The following is a 16334-nucleotide window of genomic DNA, read 5'->3' as shown; positions in this document are numbered from 1 at the left end:
CGCCGGAGCGGCGCTCAGCGCGTGAGGATCAGCGCCTCTCCCTGACCGCCGCCGCCGCACAGGCCGACAGCCGCCCTCCCCGCACCACGCCGCGCGAGCTCGTGCGCCACGTGCACGACGAGGCGAGTGCCGGACGCGCCGATCGGGTGTCCGATCGCGATCCCCCCGCCGTGGATGTTGACGACTTCGCTCGACAGCCCCAGTTCGACCTGGGACCGCGCCACGACAGCGCCGAAGGCCTCGTTGATCTCGACCAGGTCGAGATCCGAGGGTGAGATCCCCTGCTTGTCACAGGCCTTCTCGATGGCTCGCGCCGGCTGCGCCTGCAACGAGTTGTCCGGGCCCGCGGTCTGCCCGCTCGCACCGACGGTCACGAGCACCGGCCAGCCCCTGGACTCCGCCAGTGCACGGGTGGTGACGACGACCGCTGATGCACCGTCGGAGATCTGCGACGAGTTGCCTGCGGTGATCGAGCCTCCCTCGGCGAACGCCGCCCGCAGGCCGCCCAGCGATTCGACGGTCGTGTCGGGACGGATGCCCTCGTCTGCCGACACCCGGATGTCCTCGCCCCGGCGCTGGGGCACCGAGACAGCGACGATCTCGTCGTCGAACACCCCGGCCTTCTGCGCCGCGGCCGCTCGCTGATGAGACAGCGCGGCGACCGCATCCTGCGCCTCACGCGTCAGCTCGTAGCGGGAGTTGTGTCGCTCGGTGGAGGCCCCCATGCTCTCGCGGTCGTACGCATCGGTGAGACCGTCGTAGGCCATGTGGTCGAGCACCTCGACGCTGCCGTACGTCCAGCCGTCGCGAGAGCCCATCAGCAGATGGGGGGCGCGAGTCATGGATTCCATCCCCGCCGCGACGACGACCTCCGCGTCTCCCGTGCGGATCATCCGGGCCGCGTCGATGATCGCGGTGAGCCCGGAGAGGCAGACCTTGTTCACCGAGTGCGCTGGCACGTCCCAGCCGATACCCGCACCGACCGCGGCCTGACGCGCGGCGTTCTGTCCTGAGCCCGCGGCGAGCACCTGACCGACGATCACCGCGTCGACATCGGTCGGATCGACAGAAGCCTGCTCGAGGGCGCCGCGGATCGCGAACGCCCCGAGTTGCGGCGCGGTGAAGCTCGCCAGCTGACCCTTCAGCCGCCCCTGTGGAGTGCGGGCTGCCGCGACGATGACGACATCCTCGCGGTCGGTGTGATCGTGTGCGGTCATCTCTGTCCCTCTGTCCTGTCGTTCATGCGCCCTGTCGTTCATGCCCGATGCAGCGCATCGGCGATGAGGAGCGGCGGTTCGGTCGCTGCCACGACCTGCTCCACGGTTACTCCCGGCGCCAGCTCGACGAGCACGAGCCCTTCCTGTGTGACGTCGATCACCGCGATGTCGGTGATGATCCGGTCGACGACTCCCCTCCCGGTGAGCGGCAGCGAGCAGTCCCGGACGATCTTCGCCGAGCCGTCCTTGGCGACGTGCTCCATGAGCACGATCACGCGGGCCGCGCCGTGCACGAGATCCATCGCTCCGCCCGGGCCCTTCACCATCTTTCCAGGGATCATCCAGTTCGCTAGGTCACCCGTGGCCGACACCTGCATCGCTCCGAGGATCGCGGCATCGATCTTGCCGCCGCGGATCATCCCGAAGCTCAGCGCCGAATCGAAGAACGCCGCACCGGGAAGGACGGTCACCGTCTCCTTGCCCGCGTTGATGAGGTCGGGGTCCACCGAGTCCTCCTGCGGATACGGACCGACGCCCAGTATCCCGTTCTCCGATTGCAGCACCACGGTCACCCCGTGCGGCACATGATTCGGCACGAGCGTCGGCAGACCGATGCCGAGGTTGACGTACGAGCCGTCCTGGAGTTCGGCCGCTGCACGGGCGGCCATCTCGTCACGCGTGAGCGCCATGTCAGGCTCCTTCCGCGGCGACCGTGCGCCGTTCGATGCGCTTCTCGATGTCGCCGCCGACCTCGACGACCCGATGCACGAAGACGCCGGGCAGGTGGACGCGATCGGGATCGAGCTCGCCGGGTTCGACCAGCTGCTCGACCTGAGCGATGCAGATCCGCCCGGCCATCGCGGCGAGCGGGTTGAAGTTGCGCGCGGCCTTGTTGAAGATCAGGTTGCCGTGCCTGTCGCCGACGAGGGCGTGCACGAGGGCGAAGTCGGTGCTGATCGCCTCTTCGAGCACGTATTCACGCGACTCTCCCGCGACCTCGAAGCTGCGCACGTCTTTGGGAGGGGATGCCACTGCCACCGTGCCATCCGGATTGTAGCGTCGGGGCAGCCCGCCCTCGGCGACCTGGGTCCCCACTCCGGTCTGCGTGTAGAACGCGGCGATCCCGGATCCGCCCGCGCGGAGCTTCTCGGCGAGCGTTCCCTGGGGCGTCAACTCGAGCTCGAGCTCACCCGACAGGAACTGGCGTTCGAACTCCTTGTTCTCACCGACGTAGGACGACGTCATCTTGCGGATGCGCTGAGCGGCCAGCAGGACCCCCAGCCCCCAGTCGTCGACACCGCAGTTGTTGCTCACGATGCTGAGGTCGCGGGTTCCCTGCGCGAGAAGGGCCTCGATCAGGGCGATCGGATTGCCGGAGAGCCCGAATCCGCCCACCGCGAGCGAGGAACCGTCCTCGATGTCCGCGACGGCCTCTGAGGCCGATGCCCACTGCTTGTCGATCACGCGTGCTCCTTCGAAGACGTGCCTGAGTCCAGCATCCGCCCGCGGGCGCCCTCACCGGAAGGCGACTCTTGCGATGTGGACGCTTCACGACGTAGCGTCCACATTATGGAATCCGCTTCGCGCAGCGTCCCCGGCGCCCAGGCCATCGCACGGGCCGCCTCGCTCCTGAGGCTGGTCACCGCGAGCGGCCCTGACGGCGCGTCGTTGCAGGACCTCGCCCGCTCTGCGGATCTGTCGCGATCGACGGCCCATCGACTCCTGTCGGCGCTGCGTGCCGAGGGCCTCGTGGACCGCGATGCCGAGAGCACGAGGTGGATGCCGGGGCCTGAGCTGTTCCTCATGGGTTCCGTCGCCGCAGCGCGTTACGACGTGACGGCACTGGCTCGCGACATCGTGCGGTCACTCGCGGTCAAGACCGAGGAGAGCGCCTTCCTGTCGGTGCGGCGCGCGGATGAGACCGTGTGCCTGCTGCGCGAGGAAGGGTCCTTCCCGATCCGCTCCTTCGTCCTGAGTGAGGGCGTGCGCTTCCCCCTCGGCGTCGCCAGCGCAGGGCTCGCCATCCTGTCCTTCCTTCCTGACCACGATGTGGACGCGTATCTGGAGAGACATCCCGACCTCGAGACCACCTGGGGGCGTCAGCACCGAGAGCACCCGCTTCGAGCCAGGATCGCCGAGACGAAGGAACGCGGGTACGCCGTCAACCCCGGGCTGATCGTCGAGGGCAGCTGGGGCCTCGGCGCCGCGGTGTTCGACCGGTCCGGCCGCCCCGAATGGGCGTTGAGCCTGACGGGGGTCGGCTTCCGGTTCGGCCCCGATCGTATCGCCGACCTGGGGCGCACGCTGCTCGCTCACGCGCACCAGCTCTCCGCACGGATCGCAGGCTCACGGCGTTGAGCTCGCGCACCCTTTACATACCATCAGGTATATACTCGATGGTATGCAACGCCAGGATGTCATTCCCTCGCTCGTGCTGTCCGGGTACGCCCTGGGCCGAATAGCCGCCAAGGATGCCGGCAATGACGCGCCGGCCGCTCAGTGGCGGGTGCTGAACCTGCTCGAGCAGTCCGGCCCGAGACGCGTGGGAGAGCTCGCGGCCGCGGCGCGGACGACCCAACCGGGAATGACCCGACTGATCGGCGCCCTGGAGCGCGAGGGCCTCGTGCTCCGCTCCCCCGTCGCCGAGGACTCCCGGGCGATCGCCGTGGCGATCACGTCGATGGGCTCGGACGCGCTGAAGGCCTGGCGTGCGGAGTTCCGCGACATCCTGGCCCCCCGCTTCGCCGGCCTCGACGACGACGAGTGGACCATCCTCACCCGCGCCGCGGAGATCCTCGCAGCGCACACCGAAACCGACTCGACAGGAGCATCAGAGTGAGCACCACCACCACCTCAGTGTGGAAGCAGCCAGCGCAGGTATGGGCGGTCGCCTTCGCGTGCGTCGTCGCCTTCATGGGCATCGGCCTGGTGGATCCGATCCTGCCTGCCATCGCCGAGTCGCTCCAGGCGAGCCCGTTCGAGACGGAGCTGCTGTTCACGAGCTACCTCGCGGTGACAGGACTCGCGATGCTCGTGACGAGTTGGATCTCGTCCCGTATCGGAGCGAAGAAGACGCTCCTGATCGGACTCGCGCTCATCGTGGTGTTCGCCCTGTTCTGCGCGCTCAGCGGCAGCGTCGATGCCGTGATCGGCTTCCGCGCCGGCTGGGGGCTCGGCAACGCGCTGTTCATCTCCACGGCGCTCGCGACCATCGTGGGCGCGGCATCGGGCGGCAGCTCCGCGGCGATCATCCTCTACGAAGCCGCCCTCGGGCTCGGCATCGCGATCGGACCGCTCCTCGGCGGACTGCTGGGCGAGCAGAGCTGGCGTGCCCCGTTCTTCGGAGTCGTCGTGTTGATGGCGGTCGCCTTCCTGGCCGTCCTCGTCCTCCTCCGCGGCCCCGGCGAGAAGCGCACGCCCGTCCCGTTCTCGGCGCCGTTCAAGGCCCTCGGCCGCCCCGCGCTGGCGATCCTCGCCGTGGCCGCGTTCTTCTACAACATCGGATTCTTCATCCTGCTCGCCTTCTCGCCGTTCCCGCTCGGCTTCGGTGCGATGGGCATCGGCTTCACCTTCTTCGGCTGGGGCCTGGCGCTCGCGATCACCAGCGTCTGGGTGGCTCCCCTGCTGATGCGCCGGATGTCGCGTACCAGCGTCATCCTCAGCGTCCTGCCCCTCCTCGCGATCGATCTGATCGTCGCGGGGTTCCTGGTCGAATCCGCTGCCGCACTCGTCGTGTGCATCGTCATCGGCGGACTGCTCCTCGGCATCATGAACACCGTGCTCACGGAAGCGGTGATGGAGGCGACCGACCTGCCGCGTTCGGTCGCATCCTCCGCATACTCCTCGGTGAGGTTCCTCGGCGGCGCGATCGCCCCGCCGCTCGCCGCAGCCCTCTGGCACGCATTCAACGCCACGATCCCCTACGTCGTCGCCGCGGTCGCCGTCCTCATCGCAGCCCTCACCGTCTTCCTCGGGCGCAGGATCCTCTCGCACATCGATGACGAGCCCGAAGACGCGACGGCCGAGGACGCCGAAGCGATCCTGATCGGCGACGCCGCCTGATCCGCGAGTCTGCTGCGTTCGGTACCGTGGGCCCATGAGCGCCCTCCCCGAACGCAGCAGACTCGTCCAGCAGCATCTCGCAGAAGCGGGCGTCGAGTCGGAGATCCGCGTCCTCCCGGACTCCGCCCGTACCGCCGCCGAAGCCGCAGCCGCCATCGGATGCGACGTCGCAGCGATCGCGAACAGCCTCGTGTTCGTCGCGGATGGAACCCCCGTGCTCGTCATGACGAGCGGCGGGCACCGCGTGGACCTCGAGGTCCTCGCCCGGAGCATCGGCGCAGACGCCATCGGGATGGCACCGGCATCCGTCGTCCGCGAAGCGACCGGACAGGCGATCGGCGGCGTCGCACCGGTCGGGCACCCGGTGCGGCTGCGCACCTACATCGATGACGCGCTCGGTGACCACCCGGAGATCTGGGCTGCCGCGGGCCACCCGCATACGGTCATGCCGCTCACCTTCGAGAGCCTGAGGGCGCTCACCGACGGCGAGGTCATCGCCGTCGCCTGAGCGCGTCACTTGACCGCGTCACTTCACCGTGACGGTGATCTCCGCCGTCTCCTGATCGCTCACATCCTCGGGAACCGAGCCACGGAACTGGTACTCGAACTGAATCACCGTCGTGCCGTCGCCGACCGGCGCGAAGCGATACGACAGCTCGCTCGGAGCGCCAGCCTCGCCCTCTTCACCGAGGTAACGGGAGCGTTCGTCTCCGGGCCCGAGCACCTCCGGGTCGGGCTCCTGGGTGATGATCCATTCGTCGCCCACGGTGTGATTCACCTCGCCGAAATCGACGACGAGCGCCTCACCCGGAGCCAGCGTCACGGAGGACGTCGTGTGGTCGACGGTCTTCTCCATCACCGCAGAACAGCCGCTGAGCCCCAGCCCGACGACCGCCGTGACAGCCACGACGGCGAACCTCGCCACCAGTATCCGCATCGCCATCCCCTTAGCGTTTGCATCAAACTAGCGCACAGGACGCGATCAAGGCAGTAGCACCGCGGACGCGAAAAAGCCCCGATGACTGGCGAGAGTCATCGAGGCTGATCCGTGCACCCCCTCGGACTTGAACCGAGAACCCACTGATTAAGAGTCAGTTGCTCTGCCGATTGAGCTAGAGGTGCGTGGCCCGGTGAATCCCCCGGCCAAGGAATTACATTACCAGCCGATGGCCGCCGTGCGAAATCGAGGCGGGTACATCGCGACCGCCGCGCGTGTCGCCCCGAGTCCGCCCCTCTCTGAGGCCGCCATCGGGCCGGTTATCCTAAGAGAGTGACCGCCTCCCCCAGCGCCGACGACCTCTCCCGCGACCTCGAGCTCGCCCTCCGACTGGCCGACGCCGCCGACGCGCAGTCGTTGCCGCGATTCGACAGCCCCGACCTCGAGGTATCGACCAAGGCCGACCACTCTCACGTGACCGACGCCGACCTCGCGACGGAACGAGCGATCCGCGAGGTCCTCGCGTCCGAGCGCCCGGAAGACGGGATCTTCGGCGAGGAGTTCGGCGCACAGGGCAGCACACATCGTCAGTGGATCATCGATCCGATCGACGGCACGGCGAACTTCCTCCGCGGCGTCCCCCTCTGGGGCACCATGATCGCGCTCGCGGTCGGCGGCGTCCCGCAGGTAGGAGTCGTCAGCATGCCGGCGCTCGGCCGGCGCTGGTGGGCAGCCGCAGGATCCGGCGCGTGGACGGCGACGGATGCCGAGCCCCGCCGCATCCGCGCATCCTCGGTGTCGTCTCTCGACGACGCGAGCGTGAGCTTCCAGAGCATCGCGCAGTGGGCGGAGTCCGGCCACCTCGATCAACTGCTGAAGCTCGCCGACCGTGTCTGGCGGGACCGCGCATACGGAGACATCTACGCATACATGCTGCTCGCAGAGGGACGCATCGACATGGTCGCCGAGTTCGGCGTCAAGGAGTACGACGTCGCAGCGGCCGTGCCGATCGTGCGGGAGGCCGGAGGCCGCATGACCGGGTTCGACGGCACCGAGACGATCTCGGACCTGTCGGCACTCGCCAGCAATGGCGTCCTCCACGACGCTTTCCTCGAGCTCCTCCACGACTGACGAAGGCACCGCGATGATCACACGCACGACCTCCGCCGCATTCGGCGCACTGCTGCTCGCAGTGGCGCTCACCTCCTGCGCCGGCACACCCGATGCAGAGGCGACCCCGACTCCGAAGGCTCCGAAGCCCTCCCCCACCGCGACCGCTGAGCCCGTCGCGACGCAGCCTCCGGAGACCGCGACGGAGCCGACATGCGACACGATCGTGTCCGCCGGCACCGTGCAGGCACTCACGGATGCCGGGTGGACGTTCGAGGAGAAGGAGTTCGTGATCGGTGACGTCACGCTCTCCGACGGACTGCTCTGCTTCTGGGCGGACTACACGGTCGCCTCGGACCACGGTCAGCTCTACGGGTGGTCGGAGATCTCCGCCGACGACGCGACGCAGGCGCAGTCATCGCTCCTGTCGCAGGGGTGGACACGCGAGGACGGCTCTGACGGCATCTACATCACAGAGAATCCCCAGTTCTCGATGGGCACCGACGAAGACGGCTACGGCATGACGTACCTCTTCGGAGACGGCTGGGTGAAGTTCGCCGACACCCGTCAGGGACTCATCCTCATCGAATGGGCCGGCTGACCGCGCTCGCCTCTCCCGGGGCGCTCGGTCTTTGCTCGGACCAGCGCTCGATCACGGCGCAGGCGTGTCGATGACTTCGTCGACCAGAAGGATCCCACCCGTAGAGTTCACCGACTGCATGAGGTCTTCGATCCACCTCGCGTTCAGTTGAGGCTGCTCCGGCTCGTCGAACGTGAAGCGGAGCGGGATGGACGGGTGGATCCAGATCGTGGATCGCCCGCCGGGCTCGCCCTCGGGGTGACGCCACGACAGGGTGAAGCTCTCCTGCCTGCGGAGCTTCGTCGCGATGACGATCTTCAGGTGCGCGAGCGCGCGGTCCTCGATATGGATCGGAACATCGGATGCTCCGTAGAACAGCGTGGCCATCCGCCCAGAATACTGGTTGCCGCCCGTCGTACCGAGCAGATATCGCGCACGCCCGATACCCGGATTCCCGCGGTGTATCGTCTCTCGCATGGAGCCCTCCCTCGCCGACATCGCCGTCGAGCTCTACGTCGGGCCTCCGGCGGACTTCGTGGCCGCACGCAATGCCCGCGCGGCGGAGACCGCGGACACCGCCCTGGCAGTTCAGATCCGCGCACTGAAGAAGCCATCGGTGGCCGCGTGGGTGGTCAATGTGTTCGCGCACGAGCGCGCCGCCCAGCTGGGCGAGGCACTGCAGCTCGCACAGGAGCTGCGAGAGGCGCAGGAGGATCTGGATGCTCGGGCGCTCTCCCAGCTCGGCCGAGACCGCCGCGCGCTGACGAACAGGCTCGCGACTGCAGCCATCGAGCTCGCCGAAGCACGCGGAGAGCGGATCACGACTTCCACGCGGGAAGCGGTCCAGCAGACGATCACCGCCGCGTTCTTCGACCGGACGGCCGCGGCCGCCGTCGCCTCCCGGCGACTCGTCCGCGAACTGGAACCCTCGGGCGACTTCGCCGAGATCGCGGACAGCCTCGTCGGCGGAGGTGCGCCCGCCCTGCCCGAGACCCCGGCCAGGCCGGTCGACGAGGTCAAGGCGCGCCGTGATCGTCGCGATGCCGAACGAGCCGTGCGCGATGCGGACAGGGCGCATGAGCGCGCTGTCCGCGACGCCGCTGCGGCGGACCGCACTCTGCGCGTCGCCTCACTGCGGGTAGAGGAGCTGGACCGGCGCGAGCGCGACCTGGAGGCCGAGCTGACGACGGTCCGGAGCGACGCGAAGCGCGCTCGCGCCGAGGTCCAGCACGCCGGCGAGGAGCAGCAGGAACTCGCTCAGCGGATCGGCGACACTGAGGCGACCCTGCAGGCCGCACAGGCGGCGCTGGATGACCTCGGCGGCTCCTGAGCCGAGCCGTCCACACTGCGTCCCGACACAGAAGAACCCCGAGTTCATCACATGGCGTGACGAACTCGGGGTTCCCTCTCGTGACAGCGACCTGGTGGAGCTGGGGGGAATCGAACCCCCGTCCAACGCTGAGTCTCCACGCCTTCTCCGGGCGCAGTCTGTGCAGACGTTCTACTCGGCTCCGACCTTTGTCACAGACACCTAAGTCGACAAGCCCAGCCTGGGAAGAGTCCCACGTGACGTCCAGACGCCATCACGCAGCAAGATTCCTAGATGACGCCAGGATCCGTATCGGAATCACATACGGCCTGACGGACTATCGGGCTCGCTTATGCAGCGAGGGCGAAGTCGTTGCGCTTGGTTTCGGCAACTATTTTTTTGCAGAGAGCGTTTACGAGATAACTCTGCATCCTCGGCCCGCTTCTCGTGGATTCACAGGCGCTGTCGAAACCGATCAGCCCCGTGGTCCTTCTCTCGAAGGAGCCGCTGTCACTCTGTGGAATTTCCAACCCGGGAACCGGAGTACCCGAGCATCACAGACTACAACGTTCGTCGCGGCTTCGCCATTCCGCTCGTGCGCGAGGCGCTGGCGTAGAGTCGCCCCATGAGCGAAGTCACCGTCACCGTCCGCGGCGAGCACGAGGCGCGCGTCGCGCCGGAGCGCGCCACCATTCGTGTGAGCGTCCGCGCCGAGGGGCCGGAACGTGCCTCTGTGGTCGACCGGGTGATGCGACTGGCCGAACCTGTCCGCGACAGCATCATCACGCGTAAAGACGCCGAAACCGTCGTCGAGTGGACGAGCAAGCGCCTCTCGGTTCGCGCCGAGCGGCCATGGAACAACGAGGGCAAGAGGCTTGCCCCGGTGTACTACGCGAGCATCGACCTGACCGCGACGTTCGCCGAGGCATCCGAGCTCTCCATCTGGGTGTCGGATGTGTCGCCCTGGGACGGTGTCGAAGTCGGCTGGGTCAACTGGCACCTCACCCCTGAGACGACCTCCCGGATCGAGCGCGAGGTCGCCGCCGAGGCGGTCGGGGTGGCCGTCGCGCGAGCTCAGGCGTACGCGACCGCCCTCGGACTCGGTGACGTCGTGCCGATCGAGATCGCGGATGTCGGACTGATCGCCCCGACGCCCGCGCCGCCGTTCGCCGGCATGGCGAAGGCACGAGGATCCGCGCTCGCGTCCGCCGATGCCGGCAACGCATCGATGGAGTACGAGCCGGACGAGATCGTCATCTCCGCCACCGTCGAGGCACGCTTTCTCGCGCGCTGAGGCGGCTCAGGCGTCCGCTGCGTAGGGGGCGAGGTCGGCCGCCAGACGCTCGGACACCCGAGCATGCACGGCGGTGCCGTTCTCCTGGTGCTCCACCGAGAGCAGCATCCCGGTCTCGTGGATCGCGGCGACGAGATCGCCTCGGTCGTAGGGGACGACCGCGTGCACCTCGACCGCAGGCTTCGGAAGCGCCTCCTCGATGGCTGCTCGCAGCTCCTCGACGCCTTCACCTGATCGCGACGAGACGAAGTGCGCCTTCGGCTCGAGTCCGCGCAGCACGAGTCGTTCGTCGTCGTCGATGAGGTCGGCCTTGTTGAACACGACCAGTTCAGGCATGTCTCGCACACCCACGTCACCCATCACGTCGCGTACGGTCTGCAGCTGACCGGCGGGATCCGGGTGCGCGCCGTCGACCACGTGCAGCACGACATCGGCGTCACCGACTTCTTCGAGCGTCGACCGGAAGGCCTCGACGAGCTGATGCGGGAGGTTGCGCACGAACCCGACCGTGTCCGTGAGCGTGTAGACGCGACCGTCCGAGGTCTCAGAGCGGCGCACAGTCGCATCGAGCGTCGCGAACAGAGCGTTCTCGACCAGCACACCCGCGCTCGTCAGCGCGTTGAGCAGGCTCGACTTGCCGGCGTTGGTGTATCCGGCGATCGCGACAGATGGGATCGTGTTGCGCTTGCGCTCGGCGCGCTTGGCTTCTCGGGCCGGACCGAAGTCGCGGATCTGACGCCGCAGAAGCGCCATCTTGGTGCGGATGCGGCGACGGTCGAGTTCGATCTTCGTCTCACCGGGGCCACGTGAGCCCATACCGGCACCGCCGGCGCCGACCTGGCCACCGGCCTGACGGCTCATCGAGTCGCCCCAGCCGCGCAGACGCGGGAGCAGGTACTCGAGCTGCGCGAGCTCGACCTGAGCCTTGCCCTCACGGCTTTTGGCGTGCTGGCTGAAGATGTCGAGGATCACCGTGGTCCGGTCGATGACCTTGACCTTGACGACGTCCTCGAGGGCGCGCCTCTGGCTGGGCGCGAGTTCGGTGTCGGCGATCACCGTGTCGGCACCCGTGGCGGCGACGATGTCCTTGAGCTCCTGAGCCTTGCCGCGTCCGATGTAGGTCGCGGCATCCGGGTGCGGGCGACGCTGCAGCACGCCGTCGAGCACGACCGCTCCCGCTGTCTCGGCCAGAGCGGCGAGCTCCCGGAGCGAGTTCTCGGCATCCTCCTGGGCGCCCTGCGGGTATACACCGACGAGCACCACGTTCTCGAGCCGCAGCTGGCGGTACTCGACCTCGGTGACGTCTTCGAGCTCAGTCGAGAGACCGCCCACGCGCCGCAGCGCATGACGATCCTCGAGGTCCCATTGGTCGCCGTCCGACGACGCGTGAGACGCCGTCGATCGATCCTGCAGCGCCTGCGCGTCACCGAAGACACGCGCTTCGGTGCGCTTCTCCGCATTCGCGAGCACGCGATCGACTGCTTCGTCACCGGTGGAGTGTGTGGTGGTCTCCGTCATCCGTCCCTTATCTCTGGGTTTTGTTGCGAGCCTTAACCTTAGCCCGCGCTGTCCGCTACGCTCACGGTATGGGGTCCGACCATTACTTCACCGCGGCCCCGGCAAGCCCCGAGAACCTGCGATCGATCCATGTGACGCTCGCAGGCCGTGAGCTGGACCTCACCACCGCTGGTGGCGTCTTCAGCCCGGATCGGCTGGATGCCGGTACTGCCGTCCTTCTCGCAAACATGCCTCCCGTACCGCCGGGAGGTCATCTTCTCGACCTCGGAAGCGGGTGGGGGCCGATCACGCTGTCGATGGCACTCGCCGCGCCTCATGCGACGGTGTGGGCCGTGGATGTGAACGAACGAGCACTCGACCTGGTTCGTCGCAATGCCTCGGCTCTCGGTCTCACTAATGTCAACGCATCCCTGCCTCAGGATGTTCCCGCCGACGTCACGTTCCGGTCGATACGCTCGAACCCGCCGATCCGCGTCGGCAAGAACGAACTGCACGGACTGCTCGAGAAGTGGATCCCCCGACTCGATGAGCGCAGCGACGCCTGGCTCGTCGTGCAGCGCAATCTCGGCGCGGATTCACTCCAGCGATGGATCGGCGCGACGTTCCACCCCGGCTTCAGCGTCCACCGGACTGCGACGGCCAAGGGATACCGGGTGCTGAAGGTCCGCAGGCACGGCACCCCTCCGACCGAGCCCATCACGCTCGTCTGACCGACCGCGGCATGCTGCTCACCGGCGCATCAGCCCCGGCAGCTGGAGCATGTCCGTGAAGACGGTCGCTCCTTCTCGCTCCAGCCAGTCGGCTGGAGTGAGCCCGCCGGCGTAGCCGAAGACCCGCATCCCCGCAGCGCACGCGGCCTGGACACCGAAACGGCTGTCCTCGACCACCGCGCATCGTTTCGGTACTACACCGAGCTGCTCGGCCGCGTGCAGGAAGAGGTCCGGAGCGGGCTTGCCGTTCTGGACGTCGTCTGCGCTGAAGATCCGACCTTCGAAGCGCGGGAGGAGTCCCGTCAATCCCAGCGTCCGTCGGATCTTCGCATGTGTCCCGCTCGATGCGACGCACGTCGCGACCCGGATCTCATCCAGCGCAGCCTCGACTCCCGGCACCGCCGTCAGATCGCGCTCGAACGCGTCGACGTACCAGGGCTGATAGGGCGTCTCCCAGTCGTCCGGGAGCGGTCGGCCGAGGTATGCCTCGACCTCGGCGCGAAAGTGCACGGACGAGCGTCCCACGAAGCGGTGCAGGATCTGCTCTCGCGACAGCGGCCAGCCGAGATCGGCGAGGACCCGACGGTCGACCTCGATCGAGAGCCTCTCGCTGTCGACGAGGACTCCGTCACAGTCGAAGATGACCAGGTCGATCGGCTCGACCAGGTCGATCGGCTCGATCGGTTCGATCGGCCGCATCAGATCAGGTCGACCTCGCCGCTGAACACGAGCTGGGCGGGCCCGGACAGCGCGACGTGCTCGCCGTCCTCCGCCGGGAACATACGCACCCCGAGAGTGCCTCCCGGCACCTCGACGCGCCAGTTGTGAGGAGCCTTCTCACCTGCCCAATGGCGGACGGCGAGAGCCGTGGCCGCGACACCCGTGCCACAGCTGAGCGTCTCTCCGACACCGCGTTCGGACACGCGCATGCTGACGTGACCGATCCCATCGCGCACGAGCGGCTCGCCGGGGACGACGAACTCGACGTTGGCTCCTGCAGGAAGCACCGGTTCGAGCGCCGGCGCGCGGTGCAGCTCCAGCGAGGCCAGTTCGGCTTCGGATGCGAGAGCTACCACGACGTGCGGGTTGCCGACGTCGATGCCCAACCCGGGGCGTGTGACCGGAAGGCCGTCGGCCGTGACCAGCGGGTCGTCGCCGGAGAGCTTCCACAGCCCGAGATCGACCTGGTAGCCCGTCTCACTGCGCGTCACATCACGCACTCCCGCGCGGGTGCCGATCGGAAGCGTCGATCCGGGTTCGATGGTGGCGAGGCCGGACCGCACGAGGTAGTGCGCGAACACACGGATTCCGTTGCCGCACATCTCGGCGATCGACCCGTCGGCGTTCCGGTAGTCCATGAACCACTCGGCGTCGGGCTCCTCAGCGAGCGATGCCTGGCCGTCGGCGATCGCGGCGGAGCGCACGACGCGGAGGACGCCGTCTGCCCCGATGCCGAAGTGTCGGTCGCACAGCACGGAGACCTGCTCAGCGCTCAGATCGAGAGCGCCGTCGGGGTCGGCGATGATGACGAAATCGTTGCCCGTGCCGTGTCCTTTGGTGAATGCGACCATTCGACCAGTCTAGAGATCCCGGCTATGCGTCGACGATCAGACGCTTTCCCGTGTTCGATACCGAGAACCGCTCGTACCCGAGGGCGTCGTACAGACCCAGCACGGTGTCGTTGCCCTCGCGGACCATGAGCTGCACCTTGGGGCACCCCAGCGCGAGAAGAAGTCGCTCGGCCTCGCAGACGAGCGCGCGGGCGATCCCCCGGTGCCGGTGCGATGTGGCAGTCGCCAGGTAGTACAGCCACCCGCGATGGCCGTCGTATCCGGCCATGACCGACCCGACGATCGTCGGCTCGTCCTTGCCTGACGAAGAATCTTCGACCACGAGGAAGAGATCGGGCTGCACCGTGAGCTTGCGCTCGATGTCGAGTCGCGGGTCGTTCCACGGACGGGTGAGCCCCGCCTCGTCCCACAGTGCGACCACCGATTCCGTGTCGCCGCGATCGAACGCCCGCACCGCCCAGCTCATGCCTGCAATTCTAGGATCGATGCCGCATCAGCCACGCACCACGCGATATCGTCCGCACATGAAGTTGCGGTTGCGCGCGACGTCGATGAGTTCGAGATCTACGGGTCTCGGAAGGAGCGGCGCCCCGGACCCGAGTGTGACCGGTGCGTACTGCACCCACACCTCGTCGAGCAGGCCCGCATCCGCGAACTGCCCCGCCAGGTCTCCCCCACCGACGACCCAGAGATCCTTGCCGTCCGCCGCGTCGACCATCTCGCCGTGGACATCCGCGACGTCGCCCTGTGCGATGCGGATCGCGGCGCCCTCCGGCACATCGAGGGCACGGTGCGTGAAGACCCAGGTGGGCTGCGTGTACCCCCAACGCCCGTCTTCGTGTCGCATGACCCACTCGTAGGTCGACGCACCCATCGCGAGAGCGCCGATCGTCTTCTCGAATGCTGCGTAGGCCATCGGGCCGTCGTGGTCGATGTCCTGCTTCAGGAGCCAGTCGAGCGAATGCTGGTCGGTCGCGATGAAGCCGTCGAGGCTGCTTGCCGTGTAGAAGTGAGTGGCCATGCTTTCACCCTCTCATCGACCACCGACATCGAGCATTGGTTGCGGACGTGGCGGCGCACGCACATCACGTCGCGAGGAGCGCGGCGGCGTCGACAGGCGGTTCGTGCCAGGTCAGTCCGGGGTAGCGCTTGAACCACGACACCTGGCGGCGGGCGTACCGGCGCGTGAGTGCTTGCGTCTCCTCTATCGCCTCGGCACGGGTCAGTCGCCCGTCGAGTTCTCCGAGAGCTTGGGCATATCCGATCGCCCGCGGAGCCGTCGCACCACGTTCGAGCCCCTGCTCACGCAGCGCCCTCACCTCGTCGACGAGCCCGACCTCCCACATCCTGTCCACTCGAGCGTCGAGTCGGTCGACCAGGGCGCCGCGGTCCACGTGCAGACCGATCAGTCGCGTGTCGGTCTGCCAGAGAGAAGGCTGCTCGGGCAGCGCAGCGCCGTGTGTCGCGCTCCCCTGTTCAAGGACTTCGAGCGCGCGGATGACGCGCCGGCCGTTCCGAGGATCCACCTTCGAGGCTGCTGCGGGGTCGAGGGTTCTGAGCCGCTCGAGCAGAGAACCGATGCCGTCGGTCGCGAGCTCTCGCTCGAGGCGCTCGCGGATAACCGGGTCGCGCGGGGGGAATGCGAAGTCGAAGACGATGCTGGAGACGTAGAGACCCGAGCCGCCGACGAGGATCGCATCCCCACCGCGCTCCTGGATGCCCGTGACAGCGGCGCGGGCGAGAGGCTGGTACCAGGCCACCGCGGCGTCCTCGTCGACCTCGCGGACGTCGAAGAGGTGGTGCGGGATCCCTCTTCGGTCACTCGGCGCGAGCTTCGCCGTACCGATGTCCATGCCGCGGTAGAGCTGCATGGCGTCCGCGTTCACGATCTCCGCGGGGTTGCCTCTCTCGCGCAGCGTCTCGGCCAGGTCGAGAGCGAGGTCACTCTTGCCCGTTCCCGTCGCGCCGACGATGGCCCACAGGCGTGGCGATCGACGAACTCCACGCGCCTCCGACACGCTCATAC

Annotated in this window: 20 protein-coding genes, 1 tRNA gene and 1 other RNA gene; 9 read left to right on the top strand and 13 right to left on the bottom strand. The window is 67.8% G+C overall.

From position 1 onward, the window contains the following. Positions 1-14: 14 nt before the first annotated feature. From RQG77_RS03175 to RQG77_RS03165, 3 genes are read right to left on the bottom strand one after another with little or no spacing between them, the layout of a single operon-like run. Positions 15-1217 carry an acetyl-CoA C-acetyltransferase gene (locus RQG77_RS03175; protein ID WP_311243390.1) on the bottom strand — a complete coding sequence of 401 codons (1203 nt, stop codon included), beginning with the start codon at positions 1215-1217 and terminating at the stop codon, positions 15-17. A 38-nt stretch (positions 1218-1255) separates the two neighbouring features. Further along, complete coding sequence (locus tag RQG77_RS03170) at positions 1256-1906, bottom strand: 3-oxoacid CoA-transferase subunit B (protein ID WP_311243389.1); 651 nt, start codon at positions 1904-1906, stop codon at positions 1256-1258. Between the two features lies 1 nt (position 1907). After that, positions 1908-2681, bottom strand: a complete 774-nt coding sequence (locus RQG77_RS03165) for a CoA transferase subunit A (RefSeq protein WP_120493059.1) — start codon at positions 2679-2681, stop codon at positions 1908-1910. 105 nt (positions 2682-2786) lie between these two features. Here RQG77_RS03165 and RQG77_RS03160 point away from each other — a divergent pair, with 105 nt between their 5' ends. From RQG77_RS03160 to RQG77_RS03145, 4 genes are read left to right on the top strand one after another with little or no spacing between them, the layout of a single operon-like run. Then, a complete protein-coding gene (locus tag RQG77_RS03160) occupies positions 2787-3575 on the top strand; it encodes an IclR family transcriptional regulator (protein WP_311243388.1) in 789 nt (262 codons plus the stop codon). 43 nt (positions 3576-3618) lie between these two features. Continuing rightward, on the top strand, positions 3619-4056 hold the full coding sequence (locus RQG77_RS03155; protein WP_311243387.1) for a MarR family transcriptional regulator: 438 nt from the start codon (positions 3619-3621) through the stop codon (positions 4054-4056). Then, entirely contained in the window at positions 4047-5279 is a 1233-nt protein-coding gene (locus tag RQG77_RS03150) for an MFS transporter (protein WP_396653383.1), read from the top strand. Before RQG77_RS03155 ends, RQG77_RS03150 begins: the two co-directional genes overlap by 10 nt. A gap of 34 nt (positions 5280-5313) precedes the next feature. After that, positions 5314-5787: a YbaK/EbsC family protein gene (locus tag RQG77_RS03145; RefSeq protein WP_311243385.1), complete on the top strand. Its 474-nt coding sequence runs from the start codon at positions 5314-5316 to the stop codon at positions 5785-5787. Positions 5788-5805: 18 nt separating this feature from the next. Here the strand turns inward: RQG77_RS03145 and RQG77_RS03140 are convergent, their stop codons facing one another. Both RQG77_RS03140 and RQG77_RS03135 read right to left on the bottom strand, forming a co-directional pair. Further along, the gene (locus RQG77_RS03140) at positions 5806-6222 is read right to left on the bottom strand and encodes a hypothetical protein (RefSeq protein ID WP_311243384.1); all 417 of its coding nucleotides are present in this window, start codon (positions 6220-6222) and stop codon (positions 5806-5808) included. Positions 6223-6328: 106 nt separating this feature from the next. Beyond that, a tRNA-Lys gene (locus RQG77_RS03135) sits at positions 6329-6401 on the bottom strand. A 148-nt stretch (positions 6402-6549) separates the two neighbouring features. Here RQG77_RS03135 and hisN point away from each other — a divergent pair. Both hisN and RQG77_RS03125 read left to right on the top strand, forming a co-directional pair. Beyond that, complete coding sequence (gene hisN, locus RQG77_RS03130) at positions 6550-7347, top strand: histidinol-phosphatase (protein ID WP_311243383.1); 798 nt, start codon at positions 6550-6552, stop codon at positions 7345-7347. A 13-nt stretch (positions 7348-7360) separates the two neighbouring features. Next, complete coding sequence (locus RQG77_RS03125; protein WP_056308074.1) at positions 7361-7927, top strand: hypothetical protein; 567 nt, start codon at positions 7361-7363, stop codon at positions 7925-7927. Between the two features lie 51 nt (positions 7928-7978). On the opposite strand, the gene RQG77_RS03120 is transcribed toward RQG77_RS03125, so the two are convergent. After that, positions 7979-8293: a hypothetical protein gene (locus RQG77_RS03120; RefSeq protein WP_311243382.1), complete on the bottom strand. Its 315-nt coding sequence runs from the start codon at positions 8291-8293 to the stop codon at positions 7979-7981. A gap of 88 nt (positions 8294-8381) precedes the next feature. Here RQG77_RS03120 and RQG77_RS03115 point away from each other — a divergent pair, with 88 nt between their 5' ends. Further along, positions 8382-9236, top strand: coding sequence for a transposase (locus tag RQG77_RS03115; protein ID WP_311243381.1), 855 nt, complete (start codon positions 8382-8384; stop codon positions 9234-9236). A 92-nt stretch (positions 9237-9328) separates the two neighbouring features. Here the strand turns inward: RQG77_RS03115 and ssrA are convergent. Further along, positions 9329-9698: a transfer-messenger RNA gene (gene ssrA / locus RQG77_RS03110) on the bottom strand. A 142-nt stretch (positions 9699-9840) separates the two neighbouring features. Here ssrA and RQG77_RS03105 point away from each other — a divergent pair. Beyond that, a complete protein-coding gene (locus RQG77_RS03105) occupies positions 9841-10509 on the top strand; it encodes an SIMPL domain-containing protein (RefSeq protein ID WP_311243380.1) in 669 nt (222 codons plus the stop codon). A 6-nt stretch (positions 10510-10515) separates the two neighbouring features. Here RQG77_RS03105 and hflX read toward each other — a convergent pair whose 3' ends face one another. Further along, positions 10516-12027 (bottom strand): GTPase HflX, encoded by a 1512-nt coding sequence (hflX, locus tag RQG77_RS03100; protein WP_311243379.1) that lies wholly within the window; start codon positions 12025-12027, stop codon positions 10516-10518. 68 nt (positions 12028-12095) lie between these two features. Here hflX and RQG77_RS03095 point away from each other — a divergent pair, with 68 nt between their 5' ends. Further along, positions 12096-12737 carry a methyltransferase gene (locus tag RQG77_RS03095; protein WP_311243378.1) on the top strand — a complete coding sequence of 214 codons (642 nt, stop codon included), beginning with the start codon at positions 12096-12098 and terminating at the stop codon, positions 12735-12737. An 18-nt stretch (positions 12738-12755) separates the two neighbouring features. Here RQG77_RS03095 and RQG77_RS03090 read toward each other — a convergent pair whose 3' ends face one another. The 5 genes from RQG77_RS03090 to miaA form a co-directional block, all read right to left on the bottom strand. Next, a complete protein-coding gene (locus RQG77_RS03090; protein WP_311243377.1) occupies positions 12756-13436 on the bottom strand; it encodes an HAD family hydrolase in 681 nt (226 codons plus the stop codon). Further along, positions 13436-14308, bottom strand: coding sequence for a diaminopimelate epimerase (dapF, locus tag RQG77_RS03085; protein WP_311243376.1), 873 nt, complete (start codon positions 14306-14308; stop codon positions 13436-13438). Before dapF ends, RQG77_RS03090 begins: the two co-directional genes overlap by 1 nt. A 22-nt stretch (positions 14309-14330) precedes the next feature. Continuing rightward, positions 14331-14774 carry a GNAT family acetyltransferase gene (locus tag RQG77_RS03080; RefSeq protein WP_311243375.1) on the bottom strand — a complete coding sequence of 148 codons (444 nt, stop codon included), beginning with the start codon at positions 14772-14774 and terminating at the stop codon, positions 14331-14333. 27 nt (positions 14775-14801) lie between these two features. Further along, positions 14802-15329 carry a dihydrofolate reductase family protein gene (locus RQG77_RS03075; protein WP_311243374.1) on the bottom strand — a complete coding sequence of 176 codons (528 nt, stop codon included), beginning with the start codon at positions 15327-15329 and terminating at the stop codon, positions 14802-14804. A gap of 64 nt (positions 15330-15393) precedes the next feature. Beyond that, positions 15394-16332, bottom strand: a complete 939-nt coding sequence (gene miaA, locus RQG77_RS03070) for a tRNA (adenosine(37)-N6)-dimethylallyltransferase MiaA (protein WP_311243470.1) — start codon at positions 16330-16332, stop codon at positions 15394-15396. Between the last annotated feature and the right edge of the window lie 2 nt (positions 16333-16334).

This window comes from Microbacterium sp. WCS2018Hpa-23, assembly GCF_031843845.1.
In the GTDB taxonomy this organism is placed as follows: domain Bacteria; phylum Actinomycetota; class Actinomycetes; order Actinomycetales; family Microbacteriaceae; genus Microbacterium.
The sequence above is the reverse complement of the archived record's forward strand: the minus strand, read 5'-3'. Positions and strand labels throughout refer to the sequence as shown.